The organism is Nereida sp. MMG025, from assembly GCF_021654165.1.
Lineage (GTDB): Bacteria > Pseudomonadota > Alphaproteobacteria > Rhodobacterales > Rhodobacteraceae > Nereida.
The window spans coordinates 392,214-413,525 of record NZ_JAKFZN010000003.1 but is presented as its reverse complement, the minus strand read 5'-3'; the positions used below and the strand labels follow the sequence as shown (position 1 = coordinate 413,525).

Annotated in this window: 21 protein-coding genes; 9 read left to right on the top strand and 12 right to left on the bottom strand. The window is 56.2% G+C overall.

The window, feature by feature from the left end; translation table 11 throughout:
• Positions 1-33 precede the first annotated feature (33 nt).
• From L1065_RS11325 to L1065_RS11310, 4 genes are all read left to right on the top strand, one after another.
• Complete coding sequence (locus L1065_RS11325) at positions 34-684, top strand: SDR family oxidoreductase (protein WP_237095584.1); 651 nt, start codon at positions 34-36, stop codon at positions 682-684.
• Between the two features lie 58 nt (positions 685-742).
• Complete coding sequence (surE, locus tag L1065_RS11320) at positions 743-1,540, top strand: 5'/3'-nucleotidase SurE (RefSeq protein ID WP_237095583.1); 798 nt, start codon at positions 743-745, stop codon at positions 1,538-1,540.
• On the top strand, positions 1,537-2,178 hold the full coding sequence (locus L1065_RS11315) for a protein-L-isoaspartate(D-aspartate) O-methyltransferase (protein ID WP_237095582.1): 642 nt from the start codon (positions 1,537-1,539) through the stop codon (positions 2,176-2,178). The genes surE and L1065_RS11315 overlap by 4 nt, the downstream gene beginning before the upstream one ends.
• Positions 2,179-2,289: 111 nt before the next feature.
• Positions 2,290-3,501 (top strand): peptidoglycan DD-metalloendopeptidase family protein, encoded by a 1,212-nt coding sequence (locus tag L1065_RS11310; RefSeq protein WP_237095581.1) that lies wholly within the window; start codon positions 2,290-2,292, stop codon positions 3,499-3,501.
• A 90-nt stretch (positions 3,502-3,591) separates the two neighbouring features.
• Here L1065_RS11310 and L1065_RS11305 read toward each other — a convergent pair whose 3' ends face one another.
• Genes L1065_RS11305 through L1065_RS11290 form a run of 4 tightly spaced genes read right to left on the bottom strand, consistent with a single transcriptional unit; the run spans position 3,592 to position 6,018 of the window.
• A complete protein-coding gene (locus L1065_RS11305; RefSeq protein WP_237095580.1) occupies positions 3,592-4,428 on the bottom strand; it encodes an ATP-binding protein in 837 nt (278 codons plus the stop codon).
• Positions 4,421-5,308 carry a twin-arginine translocase subunit TatC gene (gene tatC / locus L1065_RS11300; RefSeq protein ID WP_237095579.1) on the bottom strand — a complete coding sequence of 296 codons (888 nt, stop codon included), beginning with the start codon at positions 5,306-5,308 and terminating at the stop codon, positions 4,421-4,423. Before tatC ends, L1065_RS11305 begins: the two co-directional genes overlap by 8 nt.
• Entirely contained in the window at positions 5,305-5,781 is a 477-nt protein-coding gene (gene tatB / locus L1065_RS11295) for a Sec-independent protein translocase protein TatB (RefSeq protein WP_237095578.1), read from the bottom strand. The genes tatC and tatB overlap by 4 nt, the downstream gene beginning before the upstream one ends.
• Before the next feature lie 12 nt (positions 5,782-5,793).
• Complete coding sequence (locus tag L1065_RS11290) at positions 5,794-6,018, bottom strand: twin-arginine translocase TatA/TatE family subunit (protein WP_237095577.1); 225 nt, start codon at positions 6,016-6,018, stop codon at positions 5,794-5,796.
• 215 nt (positions 6,019-6,233) lie between these two features.
• Between L1065_RS11290 and L1065_RS11285 the strand changes: the two genes are divergently transcribed.
• The gene (locus L1065_RS11285) at positions 6,234-6,896 is read left to right on the top strand and encodes a YafY family protein (protein WP_237095576.1); all 663 of its coding nucleotides are present in this window, start codon (positions 6,234-6,236) and stop codon (positions 6,894-6,896) included.
• On the opposite strand, the gene L1065_RS11280 is transcribed toward L1065_RS11285, so the two are convergent.
• The 3 genes from L1065_RS11280 to L1065_RS11270 all read right to left on the bottom strand — a co-directional run bounded on the left by L1065_RS11280 (position 6,893) and on the right by L1065_RS11270 (position 9,969).
• Positions 6,893-7,981, bottom strand: coding sequence for an ABC transporter ATP-binding protein (locus L1065_RS11280; RefSeq protein WP_237095575.1), 1,089 nt, complete (start codon positions 7,979-7,981; stop codon positions 6,893-6,895). The two genes, L1065_RS11285 and L1065_RS11280, sit on opposite strands and share 4 nt — an antisense overlap.
• Before the next feature lie 93 nt (positions 7,982-8,074).
• Positions 8,075-9,193 carry a hypothetical protein gene (locus L1065_RS11275; RefSeq protein WP_237095574.1) on the bottom strand — a complete coding sequence of 373 codons (1,119 nt, stop codon included), beginning with the start codon at positions 9,191-9,193 and terminating at the stop codon, positions 8,075-8,077.
• Positions 9,190-9,969, bottom strand: coding sequence for an SDR family oxidoreductase (locus L1065_RS11270; RefSeq protein ID WP_237095573.1), 780 nt, complete (start codon positions 9,967-9,969; stop codon positions 9,190-9,192). The genes L1065_RS11275 and L1065_RS11270 overlap by 4 nt, the downstream gene beginning before the upstream one ends.
• 186 nt (positions 9,970-10,155) lie before the next feature.
• Here L1065_RS11270 and L1065_RS11265 point away from each other — a divergent pair, with 186 nt between their 5' ends.
• The 4 genes from L1065_RS11265 to L1065_RS11250 all read left to right on the top strand — a co-directional run bounded on the left by L1065_RS11265 (position 10,156) and on the right by L1065_RS11250 (position 15,050).
• Positions 10,156-11,160 carry a Hint domain-containing protein gene (locus tag L1065_RS11265; RefSeq protein WP_237095572.1) on the top strand — a complete coding sequence of 335 codons (1,005 nt, stop codon included), beginning with the start codon at positions 10,156-10,158 and terminating at the stop codon, positions 11,158-11,160.
• Positions 11,161-11,209: 49 nt separating this feature from the next.
• Positions 11,210-12,808 (top strand): peptide chain release factor 3, encoded by a 1,599-nt coding sequence (locus L1065_RS11260; RefSeq protein ID WP_237095571.1) that lies wholly within the window; start codon positions 11,210-11,212, stop codon positions 12,806-12,808.
• Between the two features lie 101 nt (positions 12,809-12,909).
• Positions 12,910-13,347, top strand: a complete 438-nt coding sequence (locus L1065_RS11255; protein ID WP_237095570.1) for a hypothetical protein — start codon at positions 12,910-12,912, stop codon at positions 13,345-13,347.
• A 155-nt stretch (positions 13,348-13,502) separates the two neighbouring features.
• A complete protein-coding gene (locus L1065_RS11250) occupies positions 13,503-15,050 on the top strand; it encodes a DEAD/DEAH box helicase (protein WP_237095569.1) in 1,548 nt (515 codons plus the stop codon).
• Positions 15,051-15,144: 94 nt separating this feature from the next.
• Here L1065_RS11250 and L1065_RS11245 read toward each other — a convergent pair whose 3' ends face one another.
• The 5 genes from L1065_RS11245 to L1065_RS11225 are packed head-to-tail and all read right to left on the bottom strand — an operon-like array spanning position 15,145 to position 21,312.
• The gene (locus L1065_RS11245) at positions 15,145-16,806 is read right to left on the bottom strand and encodes a ribonuclease J (protein WP_237095568.1); all 1,662 of its coding nucleotides are present in this window, start codon (positions 16,804-16,806) and stop codon (positions 15,145-15,147) included.
• Positions 16,803-17,582 (bottom strand): type III pantothenate kinase, encoded by a 780-nt coding sequence (locus L1065_RS11240; protein ID WP_237095567.1) that lies wholly within the window; start codon positions 17,580-17,582, stop codon positions 16,803-16,805. The genes L1065_RS11245 and L1065_RS11240 overlap by 4 nt, the downstream gene beginning before the upstream one ends.
• Positions 17,583-17,591: 9 nt before the next feature.
• Complete coding sequence (locus L1065_RS11235) at positions 17,592-18,326, bottom strand: biotin--[acetyl-CoA-carboxylase] ligase (RefSeq protein WP_255766488.1); 735 nt, start codon at positions 18,324-18,326, stop codon at positions 17,592-17,594.
• The gene (gene nuoN / locus L1065_RS11230) at positions 18,316-19,758 is read right to left on the bottom strand and encodes an NADH-quinone oxidoreductase subunit NuoN (RefSeq protein WP_237095566.1); all 1,443 of its coding nucleotides are present in this window, start codon (positions 19,756-19,758) and stop codon (positions 18,316-18,318) included. The genes L1065_RS11235 and nuoN overlap by 11 nt, the downstream gene beginning before the upstream one ends.
• A gap of 12 nt (positions 19,759-19,770) precedes the next feature.
• Positions 19,771-21,312, bottom strand: coding sequence for an NADH-quinone oxidoreductase subunit M (locus L1065_RS11225; RefSeq protein ID WP_237095565.1), 1,542 nt, complete (start codon positions 21,310-21,312; stop codon positions 19,771-19,773).

Below are 21,312 nucleotides of genomic sequence, written 5' to 3'. Positions count from 1 at the left end.
GACCTTTTACGCAGCACGACGCATCACGCCCCCATGACAAAAACCGCACTGATCACTGGCGCCTCCCGTGGGCTTGGCGCTGCACTCGCCATGGAATTGGCCGCCACCCATCACATTATTGCCGTGGGCAAAACCGTTGGCGCCTTGGAAGAACTGGATGATCGCATTCAGGCCGCTGGCGGGCAGGCAACCCTTGCGCCGATGGACATCCAAAAAGAGGACGCGATGGCGCAGCTGTGCCGCAGCATTTATGATCGGTGGGGCGCGCTGGATATCTGGGCGCATACGGCTGTTCATGCGGCACCACTGGCCCCTGCCAACGCGATGGGTCCGAAAGACTGGTCCAAAAGCATCGACATCAACGTAAATGCAACCGCTGCACTGATTCCGATGGTTGCACCGCTGATGAAACCCGATGGCCATGTCGTCTTTTTTGATGATGCGCTTGTCGGTCAAAAGTTCAGCGCAGGATACGGCGCATCAAAGGCCGCGCAAATTGCTTTGGCCCGCGCATGGGCGGCAGAGACAGCAAAAACCGGCCCGCATGTGCATATCGTGACGCCAGATCCAATGCCCACCGCAACGCGCGCGCGGTTCTACCCCGGTGAAGACCGCAGCCCACTGGCCGACCCTGCGGCACAGGCGCAACGGATTTTGAAAGAAATCCTTTCGCAGTCTGTTTGAGGCTCTGACACGGCCACGAATGCTTGCCCCGCATGGACCGCACCCCTATCAGGGGTCCATGCGTATTCTTATTACAAACGATGACGGCATCAACGCGCCGGGCCTAGAGGTTCTTACCGCAATCGCGACCGAGATCGCGGGGCCGCAAGGTGAAGTCTGGACCGTTGCCCCCGCCTTTGAACAGTCGGGCGTGGGCCATTGCATCAGCTATACTCACCCGACCATGATCGCAGAACTTGCCAATCGGCGATTTGCCGCCGAAGGATCACCCGCTGATTGCGTGCTGGCGGGGCTCTATCACGTGATGAAAGACACGCCCCCCGATCTGGTTTTGTCAGGTGTGAACCGCGGCAATAACGCCGCTGAAAATACGCTTTATTCAGGCACCATCGGCGCGGTGATCGAAGCGGCGTTGCAAGGGCTGCCCGCGATTGCGATGTCGCAATATTATGGCCCGCAAAACCTGAATATCGACAATTCGTTTGAAGCGGCCGCCGTGCACGGCGCGCATGTGGTTCGCCAGCTTTTGGCACATGGGTTTGATGACACGCCACAAGATGGCTACCGCACATTTTACAACGTCAACTTCCCACCCGTTCCGGCAGCAGATGTCAAAGGCACGCGCATTGTGCGGCAAGGCTTTCGCCATGATACGAACTTCGGGGTTGAGGCCCAAACCTCGCCTGCGGGACGCAAATTTCTGTGGGTCCGCGGCGGGCCGCAAAACGTACCAACGGCCGAAGGCACAGACGCAAACGCCAATCTGGCAGGCTATATCAGCGTCACCCCCATGCGCGCCGACCTGACAGCGCATGACAGGCTGGACGCACTTGCCAAGGTTTTCGACACCAAATGACCGAGGCCGAGCGCAAGATGCAGTTCCTTTTTGCGCTGCGCTCGCGCGGCGTGACAGATGGGCGTGTGCTTGGTGCGATGGAGCAGATCAACCGCGCGGATTTTGTGCAGGACGGTGTTTTCGCCGACAAGGCCTATGAGGATATGCCACTTCCCATTGCCTGTGGGCAGACGATCAGCCAGCCGTCGATTGTTGGCCTGATGACCCAAGCCCTGAACGTGCAACCCCGTGATAAGGTGCTCGAGGTCGGAACGGGATCTGGCTATCAGGCGGCTATTCTGAGTTTGCTGGCGCGGCGGGTCTATACGGTTGATCGCCACAAAGCGCTGGTAAGCAATGCACGGCGCATTTTCGAACAGCTTGAACTGCCCAATGTGACTGTATTCACCGCCGATGGTAGCCACGGGCTACCCGATCAAGCGCCCTTTGATCGGATCCTCGTCACTGCTGCCGCCGAAGACCCACCCGGTCCGCTCTTGGCGCAACTGAAAATTGGCGGTATCATGGTTGTGCCTGTTGGACAGGAAGAAACGGTGCAGACCCTGATCCGCGTGGAACGCACTGAATCGGGACTGGACTACAAAGAGCTGCGCGATGTGCGGTTTGTCCCCTTGCTGGAAGGGATCAGTCGGGACTAACCTGACACCAGGACAAAAAAGAACGAGCCGCAAAAATGGGGCCGTAGATAAGAACGAGTAGGACAGGTTTGGGCGATCAATGATCCAGACCGTGACATGAGGATGACGGCGATGACCGCAACGACGACGCAGGACGTATCAAAAGCTCTGCCAAAAACCCGCGTGATGCGCGGACTTCTTTTGGGCACCGCGATGCTGGCTTTGGCTGCATGCGACGAGATGAAAACGTGGGATCTGGACCTGCGGGGCGTGACAGGCAACCGGGCCGACACCTCAAATGCAGCGCGTCAGGCCACATCCGCCCGCCCTGCCCCTGATGATCGTGGCATCATCAGCTACCCTGGCTATCAGGTCGCCGTCGCGCAGCGTGGCGATACGCTGCAAGCGGTGGCAGACCGCATCGGGTTTAGCGGCGACGAACTGGCGCGTTTTAACGGGATCAAAACCAGTGACACCCTGCGTGCGGGCGAAATCGTGGCGCTTCCGCGTCGCGTGGCAGAGCCATCGCCTGCCACGGGTGCAGCGACCACTGGACCTATCCAGCCGCCAAGCAGCGTCGACGTGACGGCACTGGCAGGCAGTGCCATCGATAGCGCCGAAAGCACAGCAGGCAGCGCAGCCAAGTTGCCGCAAACCGGTGTTGAGCCGATCCGCCACCGTGTCGAACGCGGTGAGACTGCATTCTCTGTGGCACGGCTTTACGGTGTAAATGTCCGTGCGCTTGCCGAATGGAATGGATTGGGCAGCGATCTGGATGTGCGCGAAGGTCAATTCCTGTTGATCCCTGTGGCTGCACCAGATGCGCCAGCAGCAACTGCCGCGGCCGTGGTGCCGGGGGCCGGCACACCGACACCAACGCCGCCCAGTGCGTCCGCACCATTGCCCGCAGAAACGCCACCCGCCGCAAACGTGGCTGTGGCCACACCGCCCGCACCTGATTTGGGCGCAGCAACCAAGCCTGCGACCACATCCAAGGCCCGCATGCTCTATCCTGTCTCGGGCAATATCATTCGGGACTACAAAAAGGGTGTAAATGACGGGATCAACATCGGTGCCGCTGCGGGCACGCCCGTAAAAGCGGCCGACGCGGGCACAGTTGCCGCCATTACGCGCGACACAGATCAGGTGCCGATCCTTGTGCTCCGCCACTCAGGCGGATTGTTGACGGTCTATGCCAACGTCGATGATCTGAAAGTGAAAAAGGGCGACAAGGTTGCGCGCGGCGAGGTTATTGCAGCCGTGCGTGCTTCTGATCCGAGCTTTTTGCATTTCGAGGTGCGCCGCGGTCTGGACAGCACAGACCCGACCCCGTTTTTGAACTAGTGCGACAAAAAGAAGGGGGTGCCCGCAAACGCGGTCACGCCGTGGGGGCGCTGCCCCCACACCCCCGAGGTATTTATCCAACAATGAAGACTAGAGGGATATTCCCTTACGCCCCGCCAAATCGGTAAAATACTGCCACGCCACACGACCTGATCGTCCACCGCGCGTGGCTTGCCATTCGATCGCTTCAGCGCGCAGATCCGCATCGCGGATAGCAACACCGTAAGCGTCACAATAGCCGCGGATCATGGCAAGATATGCATCCTGATCGCACGGGTGGAAGCCAAGCCACAGACCAAACCGATCTGAAAGGCTTACTTTTTCTTCTGTTGCCTCGGACGGGTTGATCGCGCTTCCGCGCTCGTTTTCGATCATGTCACGCGGCATCAGGTGGCGTCTGTTGGACGTGGCATAAAGGACCACGTTATCGGGCCTGCCTTGAACCCCACCATCAAGAACCGCCTTAAGCGATTTGTAGTGTTGGTCATCATGGCTAAAGCTGAGATCGTCGCAAAAGAGAATGAACCGATGCTTGGGCGCGGCACGCAACATATCAAGCAATCGGGCGATTGTTGGTAAATCCTCGCGTTGAATCTCGATGATCTTACAAGGTCTTTGTGCATTCACTGCACCATGTACAGCTTTGACAAGGCTTGATTTTCCCATGCCACGTGCGCCCCATAGCAGCGCATTATTGGCTGGAAGGCCTTTGGCAAACTGGAGTGTGTTGGCCAAAAGGGTTTCTCGGGCGCGATCCACACCGACAAGCAAAGACAGATCAATCCGTTTGATATGTGGAACCGCATCCAGCCTATCGGGGGCCGCATGCCACACAAACCCATCGGCGCTATCGAAATCAGGCGCGTCAACGGGCGGTGGCGCCAGTCTTTCGAGGGCGGCGGCAATACGCTCGAGCGGGTCAGTCATCAGCGTCGTCTGCGCCTTCACCGTAGATGTCTTCGTCCCATAGGCCTTCGTCTTTCATCTTCTGGATACGGCGCTTTTCGACGCCCTGTACCAGCCAGATCGAAATCTCGTAAAGACCATAGACCACCACAAACAGGATCACCTGCGTGACAACATCAGGCGGGGTCACAAGGGCGGCAAGCACTAGGATACCGACAATCGCATATTTGCGCACGGCGCGCAGGCCCACCGCGCTGACCAGCCCTGCCTTGCCCATGAGGGTCAGCAAAACGGGCAGCTGGAAACACAGACCGAAGGCAAAAATGAATTTGAGCGACACATCAAGGCTTTCACGCACAGAACCCAGAAAGACGGTGCTGAGTTCATTATCCGTTGCCGCAATCTCGGCCCCAGTCACCATCGCTGTGATGGAGGGGATGACGTCCGAGAACCCGATGAAGAAGTTCATCGCAAGCGGCGTCACCACATAGTGGGCGAAGGCCGCGCCCATCATAAACAGAACGGGGCTGGCCACGATAAAGGGTAAAAAGGCGTTTTTTTCCGTTTTATACAGACCAGGCGCCACGAACCGCCAAAGCTGGTAGGCGATCACCGGAAAGCTGACCGCAAAGCCTGCAATGACCGATATCCGGATCAGGACAAAGAATTTCTCCTGTGGCGCGGTAAAGATCAGGCGGGGGTCTTCGCCACGGCCGCGCAGGATATCTGCAATCGGCTCAGCCAGAAAATTGAGGATCGGTTCGGCAATCGTAAAACACGCAACCATCGCAACCACAAAGGCCAAGACCGAGCGGATCAGGCGCGTCCGCAGCTCTGTCAGATGTTCGATTAGCGGGGCGGCGCTGTCCTCGATCTCGTCATCACTCACATGGTCGCTCATGCTTTGGGCTCCTCAGGTGCCGACTTTGAGGTATTGGCACGGGCCAATTCGGCTTCTGCATCAGCAAGGGCTTTGCGGGCGTCATCGGCCTTGCGTTCGGCGGCTTTTTTCGCGCTGTAGTCGTGGATTTTCTTGGCGGCTTCGGCACGTTCCGCACTTAGCTTGGCCGTCTCAGAGCCGTCTTTGGCATCTACCTTGGGCTCCCAACTTTCGAACTTCGTGGCGGCTTCTTTGACCTTATCAAGGCCCAGATTGCGTGCATCTGTTGCGTTTTGGATATCGCGGGCGATATCCCGCACGCCTGCGCTATCCGCCGCGTCATTCATGGCGCTGGTGAATTCGCGCGCCATCCCCTTGGCCTTGCCCATAAAGCGGCCCATCGTGCGAAACATCACTGGCAATTCCTTGGGGCCAACGACGATTAGGGCAACAATGCCCACGACGATCATCTCGCCCCAACCCAATCCAAACATGGCGCGCGCCCCTTAGGCTTTGTCTTTTTCCTCAGCCGCGTCAGACGGTGTCACGTCCTTGGCAACGTCGCTGGCTTCTTGTTCAAGCTCTTCGGTGCCATCTTTGACGCCTTTTTTGAAGGCTGTGATGCCCTTACCAACTTCACCCATCAAGGATGAAACCTTGCCGCGGCCAAAAAGGACCAGCACGACAACAGCGATCAGCAGAAAGCCCATAGGGCCGATATTGTTCAACATGAGAGATCTCTCCATTTTCGGGCGCTTGGCCCGTCTGTAAATTCTGAGGCTTAGTTCTACGCCTGTGCCACAGATGCGAAAAGGGAAAACTTACGCTGAAAGGGTCATATTTGCTTGGAATTTACAGCTTTCATGACATTATATTGTCAGGTGACAGAATAATGTCAGGAGTGCAGCTGTACCAGTCGGAATTGAGGCGAATCGAAAGGGGCCAGATGCGCTCGGATAGGCTTTACAAACTCATCACGGAATTGCGCGACGGGCGGTTGCATCGTGCGGCTGATCTGGCGCGCAAAATGAATGTGTCCGAACGCACGATCTACCGCGATATGGAGACGCTTGCCGCCAGTGGCGTGCCTGTGCAGGGCGAACGCGGTGTGGGGTATTGGGTCACGGCTGCGATCACCCTGCCCCCGCTGAACCTGTCGCTGACCGAATTAGAGGCTTTGCACGTAGGCCTTCAGGTTGTCGGGGAAGCCGCAGACGCGGACCTGTCAGACGCCGCAAAGACCCTAAGCCAGAAGATTGACCAGGTCCTGCCCGAAGAACGGACAAGCGCGCCTGCATCATGGGGCTTTGCAATTTACCCGTTTGCAGATGCCGCACGCGGGTTTCAACACCTGCCAACCCTGCGCCAAGCGATCCGCAGCCGCCAGAAACTTGAATTGTCCTATGATGGCACGCAAATGACCGCGCGGCCGCTTCAACTGGATTATTGGGGGCGCGTGTGGACCTGCGTTGTCTGGAACGAAACAGCTGCGGATTTCGCAGAACTGCGTGCCGATTTGATCGACGCGGCCCGCATTTTGCCAAGCCTGTTTGTCGAAGAACAAGGCAAGACGCTTGCGGATTACACCAACCGACGCGTGACGCTCTAGCTTGAACTTTTGGGAAACACGAAGCAGCGGTCGCGGCGCAACATCAGCCACATAGGTGTGTCAGGCTTTGGCAAAAAGACGTTCGGCACGCTGGCCCGCAGGATCGATCCATCGAATTCCATTCGAAACTCTACCAGACTTTCCTTGCCCATGAACCGCGCCCGTTCCACCCGCCCGCGTGCGGGTGCGCCGTTTTCAGGCGTTTCGGACGGGCCATGACCATTGCGATCAAATTCGATTTTGATGTGTTGGGGGCGGATCACGATCTCCACGTCTGCACCGTCCGGAACCCCTGGCGCAAGGAAGCGGCCAAAAGGCGTTTGCGTCAAAGCCCCTTCAACTTTACCCGATATAACATTGATATCACTAAAAAAAGCTGCAGCTTGCTTATCAACGGGGCGGTTGTGGACGTTATAGGGCGCCCCTTGCTGCACGATCTGACCATCGCGCATCAATGCGATTTCATCGGCCATGCGCATGGCTTCTTCAGGCTCGTGCGTGACCAAAAGGACCGCGGCCCCTTCTTCTTTGAGCACTGCAAGGGTTTCGTCGCGGATGTCATCACGCAAACGATTGTCGAGCCCTGAAAACGGCTCGTCCATCAACATAACTTTGGGGCGTGGGGCCAAGGCGCGTGCCAAAGCGACGCGTTGTTGTTCACCGCCCGAAAGCTGGTGGGGGTAGTTGTCCAAATGAGCCAACAAGCCCACACGATCCAGAAGGTGTTTCACGCGTTCGTGCTGCGCCTCTTTCGGGCCGTTCAGACCATAGGCGACGTTTTGGGCCACCGTGAGATGGGGAAACAGAGCGAAGTCCTGAAACATCAGGCCCGTTTCACGCTTTTCAGACGGAATGCGCGTGCGTGTGTCGCAAATCAGTTTTCCATCCACATAGATTTCGCCGCTGTCTTGCATCTCGACGCCGGCAATCATGCGAAGCGTCGTTGATTTTCCGCAGCCCGATGGCCCCAAAAGGCATGTCACCTGCCCTGCCGCCACCTTGAGCGACACGCCGTCCACAACGATGCGCCCTCCAAAGCTGCGCGTCAGATCAAGGATCTCTAGTCGGTATGATGGGGTGGTCATGGTCACGCGGGCGGGGCCTCTGGCTTTGTCATTTCCGACCAAAACAATCGGGTTTTAGCGGACATAACAACTGCCCCGACAACGCGCAAGGTTTCACGCCTTTTCAAGCAAATCAAACCTCTGGCTGGCCCGCACAACGCCGTTCACCATAACATGAACATCATGCTTGCCTGGATAGAGCCGAAAGGTCGTGGCATCGCCCTTGAATCTGTGCCGCTTGACCAGACGCAATGGCTCATTCGGTTGAAGAACGCATTGCTTCACCTTGAAAACCTTTGATTTTTGACGACCATCCGCTTTTCGAAAATCGATTGCGTAGTCCACCAAGACAGGCGTCTTTTGGTCCGCCAGAAGTGTGATCGCAATTTCGGTCACATCGTCGATGATGGCCTCATCGGGCATTTCAATGGTGACATCGACCTCTGCATTTGGTCGATACCCCAACCGTTCCATTGCGCCAGGCTCACCTTGCTTGATAAGCGTGCGCAAGGCGTGGCGCGACATCCAGTCAAGCTCGGGCGCATTCTGATCGCCTTCTGCCCTCCACTTATCTAGCCTGTCATAGACAGCTTTCGCATTGACCTTGGCGACGTCATTCAGGTGATTGCAAACCGACCGGGTCACATATCGGGTGGGGTCTGCATGCAACGCATCCAGCAGCGGCAGCGGGCGCAAAACATCCAGTCCAATACGCGGCGCCCACGGCAAGGTTGGCCGCGTGCCCTCGCTCACCAATCTGCGCACATGGTAGTTGGGATCACGGACCCAATCGGCCATATGGTCAAGGGTTTGATCGGCGTGATCGGTCAAAAAGAAACGGACCGCATACTCCATCGAGAAGCGTTGTGTCACGGCGTGTATCGCACTTAGCGCACGCTCGACATGGCCCGTCCCATGACGCGCAATCAGCACGCCATAAGGCGCATGGATGAAGTGGCCAAAATCATCATCTGTTTTGGCAGGATCCAACGGGGGTGGTAGCGCCGCCTCAATCCAGTCGGCCATAGCTGCGAAGTCCGAAGGGGCTTGGGCCTGCAAGCAATCTGCAAGCCATTCAATACGGGCCTTCAACTCGCGTTCCGCAAACCCCGCAAGCGCATCGGATTGAAAGCGCTTGGCATCAAAATCGGGATGGGCGGATGAAATCTCGTCCGCCAATCCCTTGACTGTTGCCGCGTTGAACAGATGATCTTTGAGCGAAAAGCCCGTCATAATGTGGCGTTTACGGCGCCACCATCCAGCAACAGGTTCTGGCCGATGATAAAGCCTGCGTGCTGACTACACAAAAAGGCACAGGCCGCGCCAAATTCCTGCCGTGTGCCATAGCGCCCTGCCGGAATTGTGGCTTCACGCTGCTTTTGTGCTTCTTGCATCGTGATGCCTTGGGCTTTGGTGACACCTGTATCAAGGGCAATCGCGCGGTCTGTTGCGTGGATACCAGGCAGCAGGTTGTTGATCGTGACACCGTGGCCCGCGACCTGACGGGCGGTGCCTGCAACATAGCCTGTCAGCCCTGCACGCGCAGCATTTGACAGGCCCAAAACGGCGATGGGTGCTTTAACGGATTGCGAGGTAATGTTCACGACACGGCCCCACCCTTTTTCCATCATCTGCGGCAACAGGGCTGTCATCAGGGCAATCGGTGTCAGCATGTTTGCGTCCAGAGCGCCAACAAAATCGTCGCGGTCCCAATCCGACCACATACCCGGGGGCGGCCCACCTGCATTTGTCACAAGGATGTCCACATCAGATGCTGCAGACAGCACCTGTGTTTGGCCTTCGGGTGTTGTCACATCGGCGGCCACGGTGGTGACGCGCACACCGAAACGGTCCCGAATGTCTTGGGCGCTTGCTTCAAGTGCCTCAGACCCACGCGCGTTCATGATCAAATCGACTCCCGCCTCTGCCAAAGCCTCTGCACAGCCAAGCCCCAACCCTTTGGATGAGGCACACACCAGTGCCGTTTTCCCTTTAAGTCCCAAGTCCATTGTTGCGCTCCTTATTGTTTCGATGATCGTTAAATAACGGCGCGCTGCGGAAGAAAAGAGCCAAAGGTCGCTTTGCGGTCAAACACATGCCCGTCAAATGCCGCAATCATCTGCCAAAAAGCATCAGAAAGAATTGCGAAGTTTTACGTTGACCCTTAGGTAAGCGCAAACAACGGAGTGCCGCTGATGAGCGCGACACAAAAATCATATTCGGTGCATCGCGCAACCGATTTACGGGTCAGCCATGGTGTCAACCTTGGCGATCCCATCAGCTTTGCAGATGAGCTGATTATGGAAGATGTGTTCAGCCTGTCGCCCATGGCCGCCCCGACCGTGCTTGCGCTGAATGTTGTGACAGATGATGGCGTTTCAAAATATACGATCGCAGAAGACAGCACGCTTGGCACCCACGGGGCACAGGTTGTTTTGGACAGCACGCTGACATTTATGTGTGCCGATGGCACCACGATCGAAGCGGTCATTATGGTCGAATTGATCGACGGCGGCGTCGAAGATGTATTCGTCCTGCCCATGTCCCGAATAATCAGCAAACAGGATTACACCCTTGTCGGCATTGATCGTGATACGCCCGAGTCGCGCCTTGCCCAACTTGGCAGCATCGCGTTCTTGCGCGGCACCCATATCACCCTTGCGACAGGCGAACAGCGCCGCATCGAAGATCTGAAGGTCGGCGACCGCATTTTAACACGCGACGCGGGCGCCCAGGAATTGCGATGGATCGGAGCCGCAACCGCGCGCGCCACCGGCACGCTGGCGCCGATCAGGATTAAGGCTGGTGTTCTGAACAATATCAATGACTTGAGGGTTACGCCCGATCATCGGCTTTTTGTCTATCAAAGACGCGACACGCTCAAAGCCGGACGCGCAGAGGTGTTGGTCCGCGCGCGATACCTGATCAACGGTGACAGCGTCATCCAGGAGGAAGGTGGCTTTGTCGACTACTTCCAACTACTTTTTGACCGTCACCAAATCATCTTTGCCGAAGGCATCGCAGCAGAGTCGCTGCACCTTGATGAGAAGGTGAAAGGCACGCTTCCCGAAGAGGTGGCGCAATCCATGTCAATGGATGATCACACCGCCAGCGCCAGGGCCCATCTCAGCTTTGAGATTTCCGAAGGTATGCTGACGGGCAACACCGTTGATTTGCTGAAACGGGCCTCACGCAGCTAGGCATGTTTGAGGCTTTCCCCTAACCCCGCACGCAGGTATAGCTGCGCGCATGTTAGACAATGCTCCCACCCTGCCTCCAGAAATCGCCCGCCGCCGGACATTTGCGATCATCTCGCACCCTGACGCTGGCAAAACGACCCTGACAGAAAAGTTCCTGCTATATGGCGGCGCGATCCAGATGGCGGGACAAGTGCGCGCCAAAGGTGAAGCGCGCCGCACCCGTTCGGACTTTATGCAGATGGAAAAGGACCGCGGCATTTCTGTAAGCGCTTCGGCCATGTCTTTTGATTTTTCGGGCTATCGGTTTAATCTTGTCGACACGCCAGGGCACTCGGATTTTTCCGAAGACACCTATCGCACGTTGACCGCGGTAGATGCGGCCGTGATGGTGATCGACGGGGCAAAAGGGGTCGAGAGCCAGACACAGAAATTGTTTGAGGTTTGCCGCCTGCGCGACCTGCCAATCTTGACCTTTTGCAACAAAATGGACCGCGAAAGCCGCGATACATTTGAGATTATTGACGAAATCCAAGAAAACCTTGCCATCGACGTCACGCCCGCCTCTTGGCCGATTGGACGGGGGCGCGACTTTATCGGATGCTACGATCTGCTGCGCGACGAGTTGCAACTGATGGACCGCGCAGATCGCAACACAGTGGCCGAGGCGGTGAAAATCAAGGGGTTGGATGACCCTAAATTGGCAGAGCATGTGCCCGCTGACCTGCTGGAAGTCTTCTTGGAAGAAATCGAAATGGCCCGCGAATTGATGCCACCGCTTGATGCCAAATCCTTGCTGGAAGGCACGATGACGCCGATCTGGTTCGGCTCGGCCATCAACTCTTTCGGGGTTCAGGAACTGATGGAAGGCATCGCGACCTACGGCCCCGAACCGCAGCCCCAACGCGCCACGCCGCGCCAAATCGCGCCGGACGAAAAGAAAGTCAGCGGCTTTGTTTTCAAGGTGCAAGCCAATATGGATCCCAAGCACCGCGACCGTGTCGCCTTTTTGCGCATGGCCAGCGGGCATTTCAAACGCGGCATGAAGCTAACCCATGTGCGGGCAGGCAAGCCCATGGCAATCAGCAACCCTGTTTTGTTTCTGGCCTCAGACCGTGAACTGGCCGAAGAAGCCTGGGCTGGCGATATTATCGGCATCCCCAACCATGGCCAGCTGCGCATCGGCGACACGCTGACCGAGGGCGAGGCTTTGCGCGTCTCAGGCATTCCATCCTTTGCGCCCGAACTTCTGCAGACCTGCCGCGCAGGCGACCCGATGAAGGCAAAACACCTTGAAAAAGCGTTGATGCAATTTGCCGAAGAAGGCGCCGCCAAGATATTCAAACCCACATTCGGCTCAGGATTTATTGTCGGTGTCGTCGGCGCGCTACAATTCGAAGTTTTGGCCAGCCGGATCGAGATGGAATACGGCCTGCCCGTTCGCTTTGAAGCCAGCCAGTTTACCTCTGCCAGATGGGTTCAGGGTGACAAACCAAAGGTTGATGCCTTTGTCGCTGCAAACAAACAGCATATTGCCACCGACAACGATGGTGACACGGTCTTTCTAACGCGTCTGCAGTGGGATATTGACCGTGTGGCGCGGGACTATCCTGATGTTACTTTGACCGCGACCAAGGAAATGATGGTCTGATGCAAAAGCACATGTGGGCAAAAAACTGCCTGCGTGCTGCTATAATGTTGACCGATAACGATGTTTTGCTAGGTTGCGACAAAAGATATTGAGGATTTAAGATGAAATCGACAGCTTCGTTCCTGGCACTGGCCGCTCCATTTGCGGTTTTCGCCACCTCTGCTTTTGCTGATGACGCTTGGGATCTTCTGGCCCAGGTCGAAATCGAAGAAGTGATGACCGAGACAACCTATGAGGTGCGCAAATCGTTCCCGGAAAAGCTGGAAGCAGGCATTTCTGACTTTGCGATCACGGGCTATGTCGTGCCTTTGACCGATGGACCGGAAGCGCGCGAATTCATTCTGGTGTCCGACATGGGCTTTTGCCCGTTCTGTGGCTCACCCGAACACGGCACCTCTTTGCAAGTTGAATTGGCAGATGCAACAGCTGGCCTTGAAGAAGGCACGCGCATCACACTGCAAGGCAACCTTGAAGCGATCACGGATCCAGAGACGTTCCAAAGCGTGATCATGAAAAACGCCAAGCTGGTACAAAGCTAACTGGACTGCGACCTTTCCACCGGCTCATCTGTGTTACCTTGACCTTGGTGCAAACCACGCGTATCGCTCTGCATATCGAATGACAGACAATGCGGTCTGTCAGGCCGCGTGACGATTGCGGCCCTAAGTGCTGCAAACTCCGCGAAAGGTACGATTTGACCAAATTTAGCGATCTGAACCTCGATAAGAAGGTTCTCAAGGCTGTCGAAGAGACAGGTTACGAAACCCCTACTCCCATTCAGGCCGGTGCAATCCCACCCGCTTTGGAAGGCCGCGATGTCCTTGGCATCGCCCAGACAGGCACAGGCAAAACCGCCGGTTTCACCTTGCCGATGATTTCAATGCTCAAACGCGGCCGTGCCCGTGCACGCATGCCGCGCAGCCTTGTTCTGGCCCCCACGCGTGAACTGGCCGCACAAGTTGCTGAAAACTTTGATGCGTATTCCAAACACACCAAGCTGACAAAAGCCCTGCTGATTGGCGGCGTATCGTTCAAGGAACAAGACCAGTTGATCGACAAAGGAGTCGATGTCCTTATCGCCACGCCAGGTCGTCTTCTTGATCATTTTGAACGTGGCAAGCTGATCTTGTCAGATGTGAAGATTATGGTCGTGGACGAAGCCGACCGGATGCTTGATATGGGCTTTATTCCAGATATCGAACGCATCTTCGGCCTGACCCCATTCACACGCCAGACGCTATTTTTCAGCGCAACAATGGCCCCTGAAATCGAGCGCATCACCAATACGTTTCTGTCCAACCCTGCCAAGGTTGAAGTGGCCCGCGCTGCAACGACCAACACAAACATCACGCAGTCGGTCTTTATGTTCAAAGGCTCCCGCCGTGACCGTCAGGACAGCGAAAAACGCAAGCTATTGCGTCAGTTGATCGACAGCGAAGGCGACGCGTGCCGCAACGGCATCATCTTCTGCAATCGCAAGATGGACGTAGATATCGTGGCGAAATCCATGAAGAAATACGGCCTTGATGCAGCCCCCATTCACGGCGATTTGGACCAATCAAAGCGCATGGAAACGCTGGCCGCGTTCCGCGATGGCAGCTTGCGTTTTCTGGTCGCATCGGACGTCGCTGCGCGCGGGCTCGATGTTCCCAACGTCAGCCACGTCTTTAACTATGACGTACCAAGCCATGCAGAAGACTACGTTCACCGTATCGGACGCACAGGGCGTGCGGGCAACACGGGCACTGCAATGATGATCTGCATCCCGCGCGACGAAAAAAATCTCGCCGATATTGAACGCCTCGTCGAAATGGAAATTCCCAAAGGCACCCTGCCCGAAGGATCGCCCACGCAAGACGATGTGCCCACCGAGGCCAAAACCGAAGAAAAACCAAAACGCAGCCGTACGCGGGGCGGACGTGGTCGCAAAAAATCCGACGACACAGACGTCGCCGAACAGACAGAAACAGCCGCCGCCCCGAAACCTGTTGAAAAACCGGCTAACGCCGAAGTCGACGTTGCAAAGGAAAAACCTCAAACCGAACGCCGCGGCCGTGGTGGACGTGGTCGGGGTCGCCAAGATAATGGTCCAAAAGTTGCAGGATTGGGTGATCACACACCAACCTTCATTGCCCTGAGCTTTGATGAACGCCGCGGCCATCCCGTCGACTTGATCACAGAAGCCGCCGAACGTGACGAGGCAGAGACCCTAGAGCCAGAGGTTTCCGACGAAGAGGAGTAATCCCCTTCATTGTTGTCCTAAATACCTCGGGGGTTTGGGGGCAGCGCCCCCATTCCAGATTAAACGGGCGGCCCATTTGGGCCGCTCCTTTTGTTTACGACAAACGACTGATAACGCAGGTCACTTCGACCTTCTTGCCAATTTCTGCCTGCGATGTTTTGCGGGCAATGCGCTTCATCTGCTCTTCCAGCTTGTCATCATCACGAAGCGTCTTTGCATCCGCGCGCATCAGGAATTGACCAAGGTCTTCCTCCAGCACATCCACCAGCGGCGCATTCGAAGCCCCGACCTCGGGCAAACCTTTTAGCTCGCACCATGGCTCGCCAAGCGGGTCGTCATTTTCGTCTATGATCACCGTGATAATCACATGGCCATTCAACGCCATGCGAATACGGTCCCGCACAATACCATCCAGCATACCAACTTGCACCGAGCCATCCAGATACGTCCGACCGGTTTCAACGTAGCCACCGATTTTTGGGGCGTTGCCAGACAAATCCACAATCGTGCCATTCACGGCAATAATGCTGTCAAAGCCCGCCGATTTGCTGACTTTGGCATGTTCGCGCAAATGGCGGTGTTCGCCGTGCATAGGGATCACCACTTGGGCGCCGACCATCTTATGCATCGCTTCCAGATCAGGGCGATTGGCATGGCCCGAGACGTGATAAAGGCCGCCATGATCATCGACCACATCAACACCCATTTCACTGAACTGGTTGATTATCTTGATCACACCGCGCTCATTTCCCGGAATGGTTTTTGAGCTGAAGAGAAACGTGTCCCCCTCTTTCATCTGCAAGCCACGGTATTTCCCGTTGGCCAGTTGCGCAGAGGCCGCTCGCCGTTCACCTTGGCTGCCTGTCACCAACAGCATCAGGTTTTCGCGCGGGATTTGCGTTGCGTCTTCGGGCGAAATAACCGCCGGAAAATCCGCAAGGACACCTGTTTCGGTTCCCGCTTGCACCATGCGGCTCATAGACCGGCCAAGCAAACACACGGAACGGCCCGCCGCCACGCCCGCCTCAGCTAGCGTTTTCACGCGGGCAATATTGCTGGCAAAGGTCGTTGCGGCCACCATACCGTCTTGCGTGCGGATCAGCTCTGCAATCGGGTCTGCCAGCGTGCTTTCCGAACGCCCTTCCGCGTGACTAAAGACATTGGTGCTATCGCAGACCAATGCTTTGACAGCCCCGAACGATGACCATAGCTCTGCGTCAAAGGGCTCGCCTACACCGGGGTTTGTATCAATTTTGAAATCCCCCGTGTGCACAATACGCCCTGCGGGGGTATCAATCACAAGGCCACTGCTTTCTGGGATCGAGTGCGAAATCGGCACAAAGCCCACCTTGAAAGGGCCGGCCTCTACAGTCTCGGGCCACGGGCTTACAGTGGTCAGCACATCCGTATCAATGCCGTGTTCTTCCAACTTGCGCCGACCGATATTCGCAGTGAAGGCACGCGCGTAAATCGGCGCCTTCAAACGATCATAAAGATGGCCAACGGCGCCAACGTGATCTTCGTGGGCGTGGGTGATGAAAATACCGTCAATGCGATCGCGGCGCTCTTGCAACCACGACACGTCTGGCAAAATCAGATCAACACCGGGCGTGCTGTCCATATCAGGAAAGGTCACGCCAAGGTCGACAACGATCAAACGTTCATCATGCTCGGGGCCATAGCCATATACATAACAGTTCATTCCCACCTCGCCGGCGCCGCCGAGGGGAAGATACATCAGCCTATTGCTGCTCATACGGGATTGTTTTCCTTGTTATATTGATAAATCACGGTCAAACCATGCATCGTCAGAAACTCTTCGTAGTGGTCAAATAGGGCATGGCCCTGCTGGAACAACGGGGCCAGCCCCCCTGTTGAGATAACCTTCATCGGGCGTTTGTGTTCCGCCTTGATCTGCGCGCAGATCCCATTGATCAAACCGACATACCCCCAAAACACCCCCGACTGCATGCAACCAACGGTATTGGTGCCAATCACCTTGTCAGGTTTGGTAATATCAATGTTGGGCAGGGCCGCCGCCGCGTTGTGCAAGGCTTCAATTGACAGGTTCACCCCCGGTGCGATTGCACCGCCAATATAGGCGCCGTCACTGTCGACGACATCAAACGTGGTCGCCGTCCCGAAATCCACCACGATCAGATCACCGCCATAAAGGTTGTGACCAGCGACTGTGTTGACCAGCCGGTCAGGCCCGATTTGGGTGCCTTCGTCCACTCGGGGATCTGTTGGCAACAAACAGTCAGGCCGCCCCACCACCAACGGGCGGCACCCGAAATACCGGTCTGCAAAGACACGCAGATTAAAAACGACACGCGGGACCGTTGAGCTGATGATCACATCTGTGACCTCTACATCCAACTTTTGAAAATGCAGAAGCGATGACAACCAGACGTAATATTGATCCGCGGTGCGTTGGTGCATTGTCGACGTGCGCCACGTGGCGACAAAATCCTGCCCGTCCCAAAGGGAAAAGACCGTGTTGGTGTTGCCGCAATCAATCGCAAGAAGCATGGCGCGTTCCTAGAAATACACGTCGGCCGCAGCGATGGTCACTGTGCCTTTGGGGGTCTCTAATACAAGATTGCCCTCGTCGTCTACATCGCGGAACGTGCCTTCAAAACTGTCACGCGACGTTCTGGCGGTAATCACCTCGCCCAGACGTGCCGCCTGTCCCAACCAATCGCGTCGGATACGTGCAAATCCTAGCGCGCTCAGCTTTGATTCCTGGGTGGCAAAGGCGCTGGCAAGATCTCGCAAGAAGTCCTCGGGATCAGGAGCGGTACAAAATTTCGAAAGTGCTACGGGGGGAAACGCCGCGTCGGTCACTTCGGGCGCTTCAGCCAGGTTGACGCCAATCCCGATCGCCAACCAGTCAACCTTGGCGCCGCCAGAGGCTTCCAGCAAAATACCTGCCACTTTACCGCCCGACAGCAAGACATCATTGGGCCATTTCAATGACAGCTTCGACGGATCCACATGCAAGGCCAACGTCTGATACAAGGCGTTGGCCGCCATAAAGCTGCGTTGCGCCGCTTGCAGGGCTGTGGCCTCTGGACGGTACACAAATGTCGCTGAAAAATTGCCAAGCGGATTGGCCCATGCGCGCCCTGCCCGTCCACGCGCTGCGGTTTGCTCGTGGGCCATAATCCAGGTCGCGCGTTTTATATGCGGCGCAATCCGCGCAGCCTCGGCCATTGTACTGTCAACCTTGTCCATAATCACAAGGTCGAAGCCATCGTGTGGATTAGTTGACAAGTGCCGCTGCCGCCTGTGCCGCTGGTGCTTCGATACCGAAGAAATTCAGGACACCAATTACCATGATCGCTGCGGATGCGACCAGCATACCCCACAAAACGGGCGAGGCCTTGTAATCAACAGCATCGCGATCATCGCCAAAATACATGTAGTAGACAATGCGCAGGTAATAGAACGCGCCAATGACCGAGGCAATGACACCGGCGATGGCCAACCAGCTTAGTCCCGCATCAACGGCTGCGATCAGCACACCGTATTTACCAAAGAAGCCAACCATCGGCGGCACGCCTGCAAGGCTGAACATCAGCACAAGCACCGCCAAAGCCTGCAGCGGTTCGCGCTTGGCAAAGGAGTTGAGCGCGGCGATTTCGGTGACAGGTTGACCTTCTTTCTCCATCGAGAGAATGAAAGCAAAGGTCCCGATGTTCATGGTGACATAAATCGCCATGTAGATCAGCATGGCTTGCACACCCAAAGCTGTGCCAGCCGCCAAGCCCATCAAAGCAAACCCCATATGTGCGATTGACGAATAAGCCATCAGACGCTTGATGTTTGTCTGACCAATAGCCGCAATCGCCCCAAGGAACATCGAGATGACGGCAAGGAACGCAACAATCTGCTGCCAGTCACCAACCGAACCGCCAAAGGCATCATGCACCACGCGGGCAAACAGACACATCGCAGCCACTTTGGGCGCCGTTGCGAAGAAAGCCGTCACAGGTGTGGGCGATCCTTCATAAACATCAGGCGTCCACATGTGGAACGGTGCGGCAGACACTTTGAATGCAAGGCCTGCAGACAGGAACACCAGGCCAAAGACCAGACCAAGCGACATAGGCCCGTCCCCACTGGCCGCTTCAATGATCCCGCTAAAGAGTGTCGTGCCCGCATAGCCATACGTCAGCGATGCACCATAGAGCAACAAGCCCGACGACAGCGCCCCAAGCACAAAGTATTTTAGGCCCGCTTCGGTGGATTTCAGGTTATCACGGCGCAACGATGCAACGACGTAGAGCGCCAGTGATTGCAGCTCAAGCCCCATGTAAAGCGCCATCAGATCGCCCGCACTGACCATAACCATCATGCCAACGGCCGCCAATGCAATCAGCAACGGATATTCAAACCGCAGCAGGTCGCGGCGCTCCATATAGTCTTGGCTCATCAGCAAGACAGCCGCAGCCGACAAAAGGATCGTGACCTTCGCAAAGCGTGAGAATGCATCATCCACAAACATACCGTCAAAGGCGATGTTCGTGCCCTGCCCCGACAAGCCGATCCAAGCAGCAAGGCCGATGAACACACCACTTGTCATCCACAACGACAGGCGCGCCATTGCATCTTTGCCCGTGTAGACAATCGCGATCAGTGCCAGCATGGCATAGATGGCCAGCAGGATTTCAGGGGTCAGGATTGCAAGATCGTTGGCCAGCATCGCGGCGGCTCCTTAGTTTTCTGCAACTTGGGTCGAGGCCTCAAAGGCCGCAACCGCGGTATCATATTGACTGACAAGTGCTTCGACCGATGGGCCGATCACATCAAGAACAGGCGCGGGATAAACGCCGAGGAACAGGGTGAAAAAGACAAGCGGCGCAAAGATCGCGCGTTCGCGCTTGGTCATGTCGGTAATGGTCTTCAGGCTTTCTTTGATCAGATCGCCCATCACCACGCGTCGATAGAGCCAGAGCGCATAGCCCGCAGACAAGATCACACCCGTTGCCGCGACCATGGCGACCCATGTGTTCACTTGGAACACACCCATGATCGTCAGGAATTCACCAATAAAGCCCGATGTCCCGGGAAGGCCGACATTTGCCATTGTGAACAGCATGAACACCAGCGCATAGACGGGCATACGGTTTACGAGGCCGCCGTAGGCATCAATGTCACGTGTGTGCATCCGGTCATAGATAACACCCACACACAGGAACAGCGCACCGGAAATAAAGCCGTGGCTGATCATCTGAAAGATCGCACCATCGACACCTTGTTGGTTCGCCGCAAAGATCCCCATGGTGACAAAACCCATGTGTGCAACGGACGAATAGGCAATCAGCTTTTTCATGTCCTCTTGGACCAACGCCACCAGCGATGTGTAAACAATCGCAATCGCCGACATCCACAACACCAGCGGTGCAAGAATATCGGATCCGACGGGGAACATGGGCAAGCTAAAGCGTAAGAAGCCGTAACCGCCCATTTTCAGCAGGATCGCGGCTAGAACAACCGATCCCGCTGTTGGCGCCTGAACGTGGGCGTCCGGCAGCCATGTGTGCACCGGCCACATCGGCATCTTCACTGCAAAGCTGGCAAAGAACGCAAGGAACAAGAGGGTCTGCATCCCGCCCATGATTGTCAGCCCGAATACGGTCATGGTTGAGCTGTCAAAACTATGGTTCAGCAAAGCCGCAATGTCTGTGGTGCCGGCATCAACATACATCGCGACCATCGCCACCAGCATCAGCACCGAGCCAAGGAAGGTGTAGAGGAAGAACTTGAACGATGCGTAAATACGGTTCGCCCCGCCCCAGATGCCGATGATCAGGAACATCGGAATCAGGCCTGCCTCAAAGAACAGGTAGAACAACACCAGATCAAGCGCACAGAACACGCCAAGCATGAGTGTTTCCAGAACCAGCAGCGCAATCATGTACTCCTTGACGCGGTGCTTTACGTCCCAACAAGACGCAATCACCAGTGGCATCAAGAAGGTTGTCAGCATGACGAAAAGCACTGAAATACCGTCAACGCCCATCTTGTAGGTCAGACCCATGATCCAGGTGCGTTCTTCGACAAACTGGAATCCGGTGTTCTGGGCATCAAAGCCCGTCAGGATGAAGATCGAAAACAAGAAGGTCGCAAGCGTTGCCCACATGGCAACCCACTTTGCATTGCGTTGTGCGGCCTCATCATCGCCGCGCAAGAACAGCGCCAAGATGACAGCCCCGAGCAGAGGCAGGAAGGTGACGATGGAAAGAAGGTTGTCCAT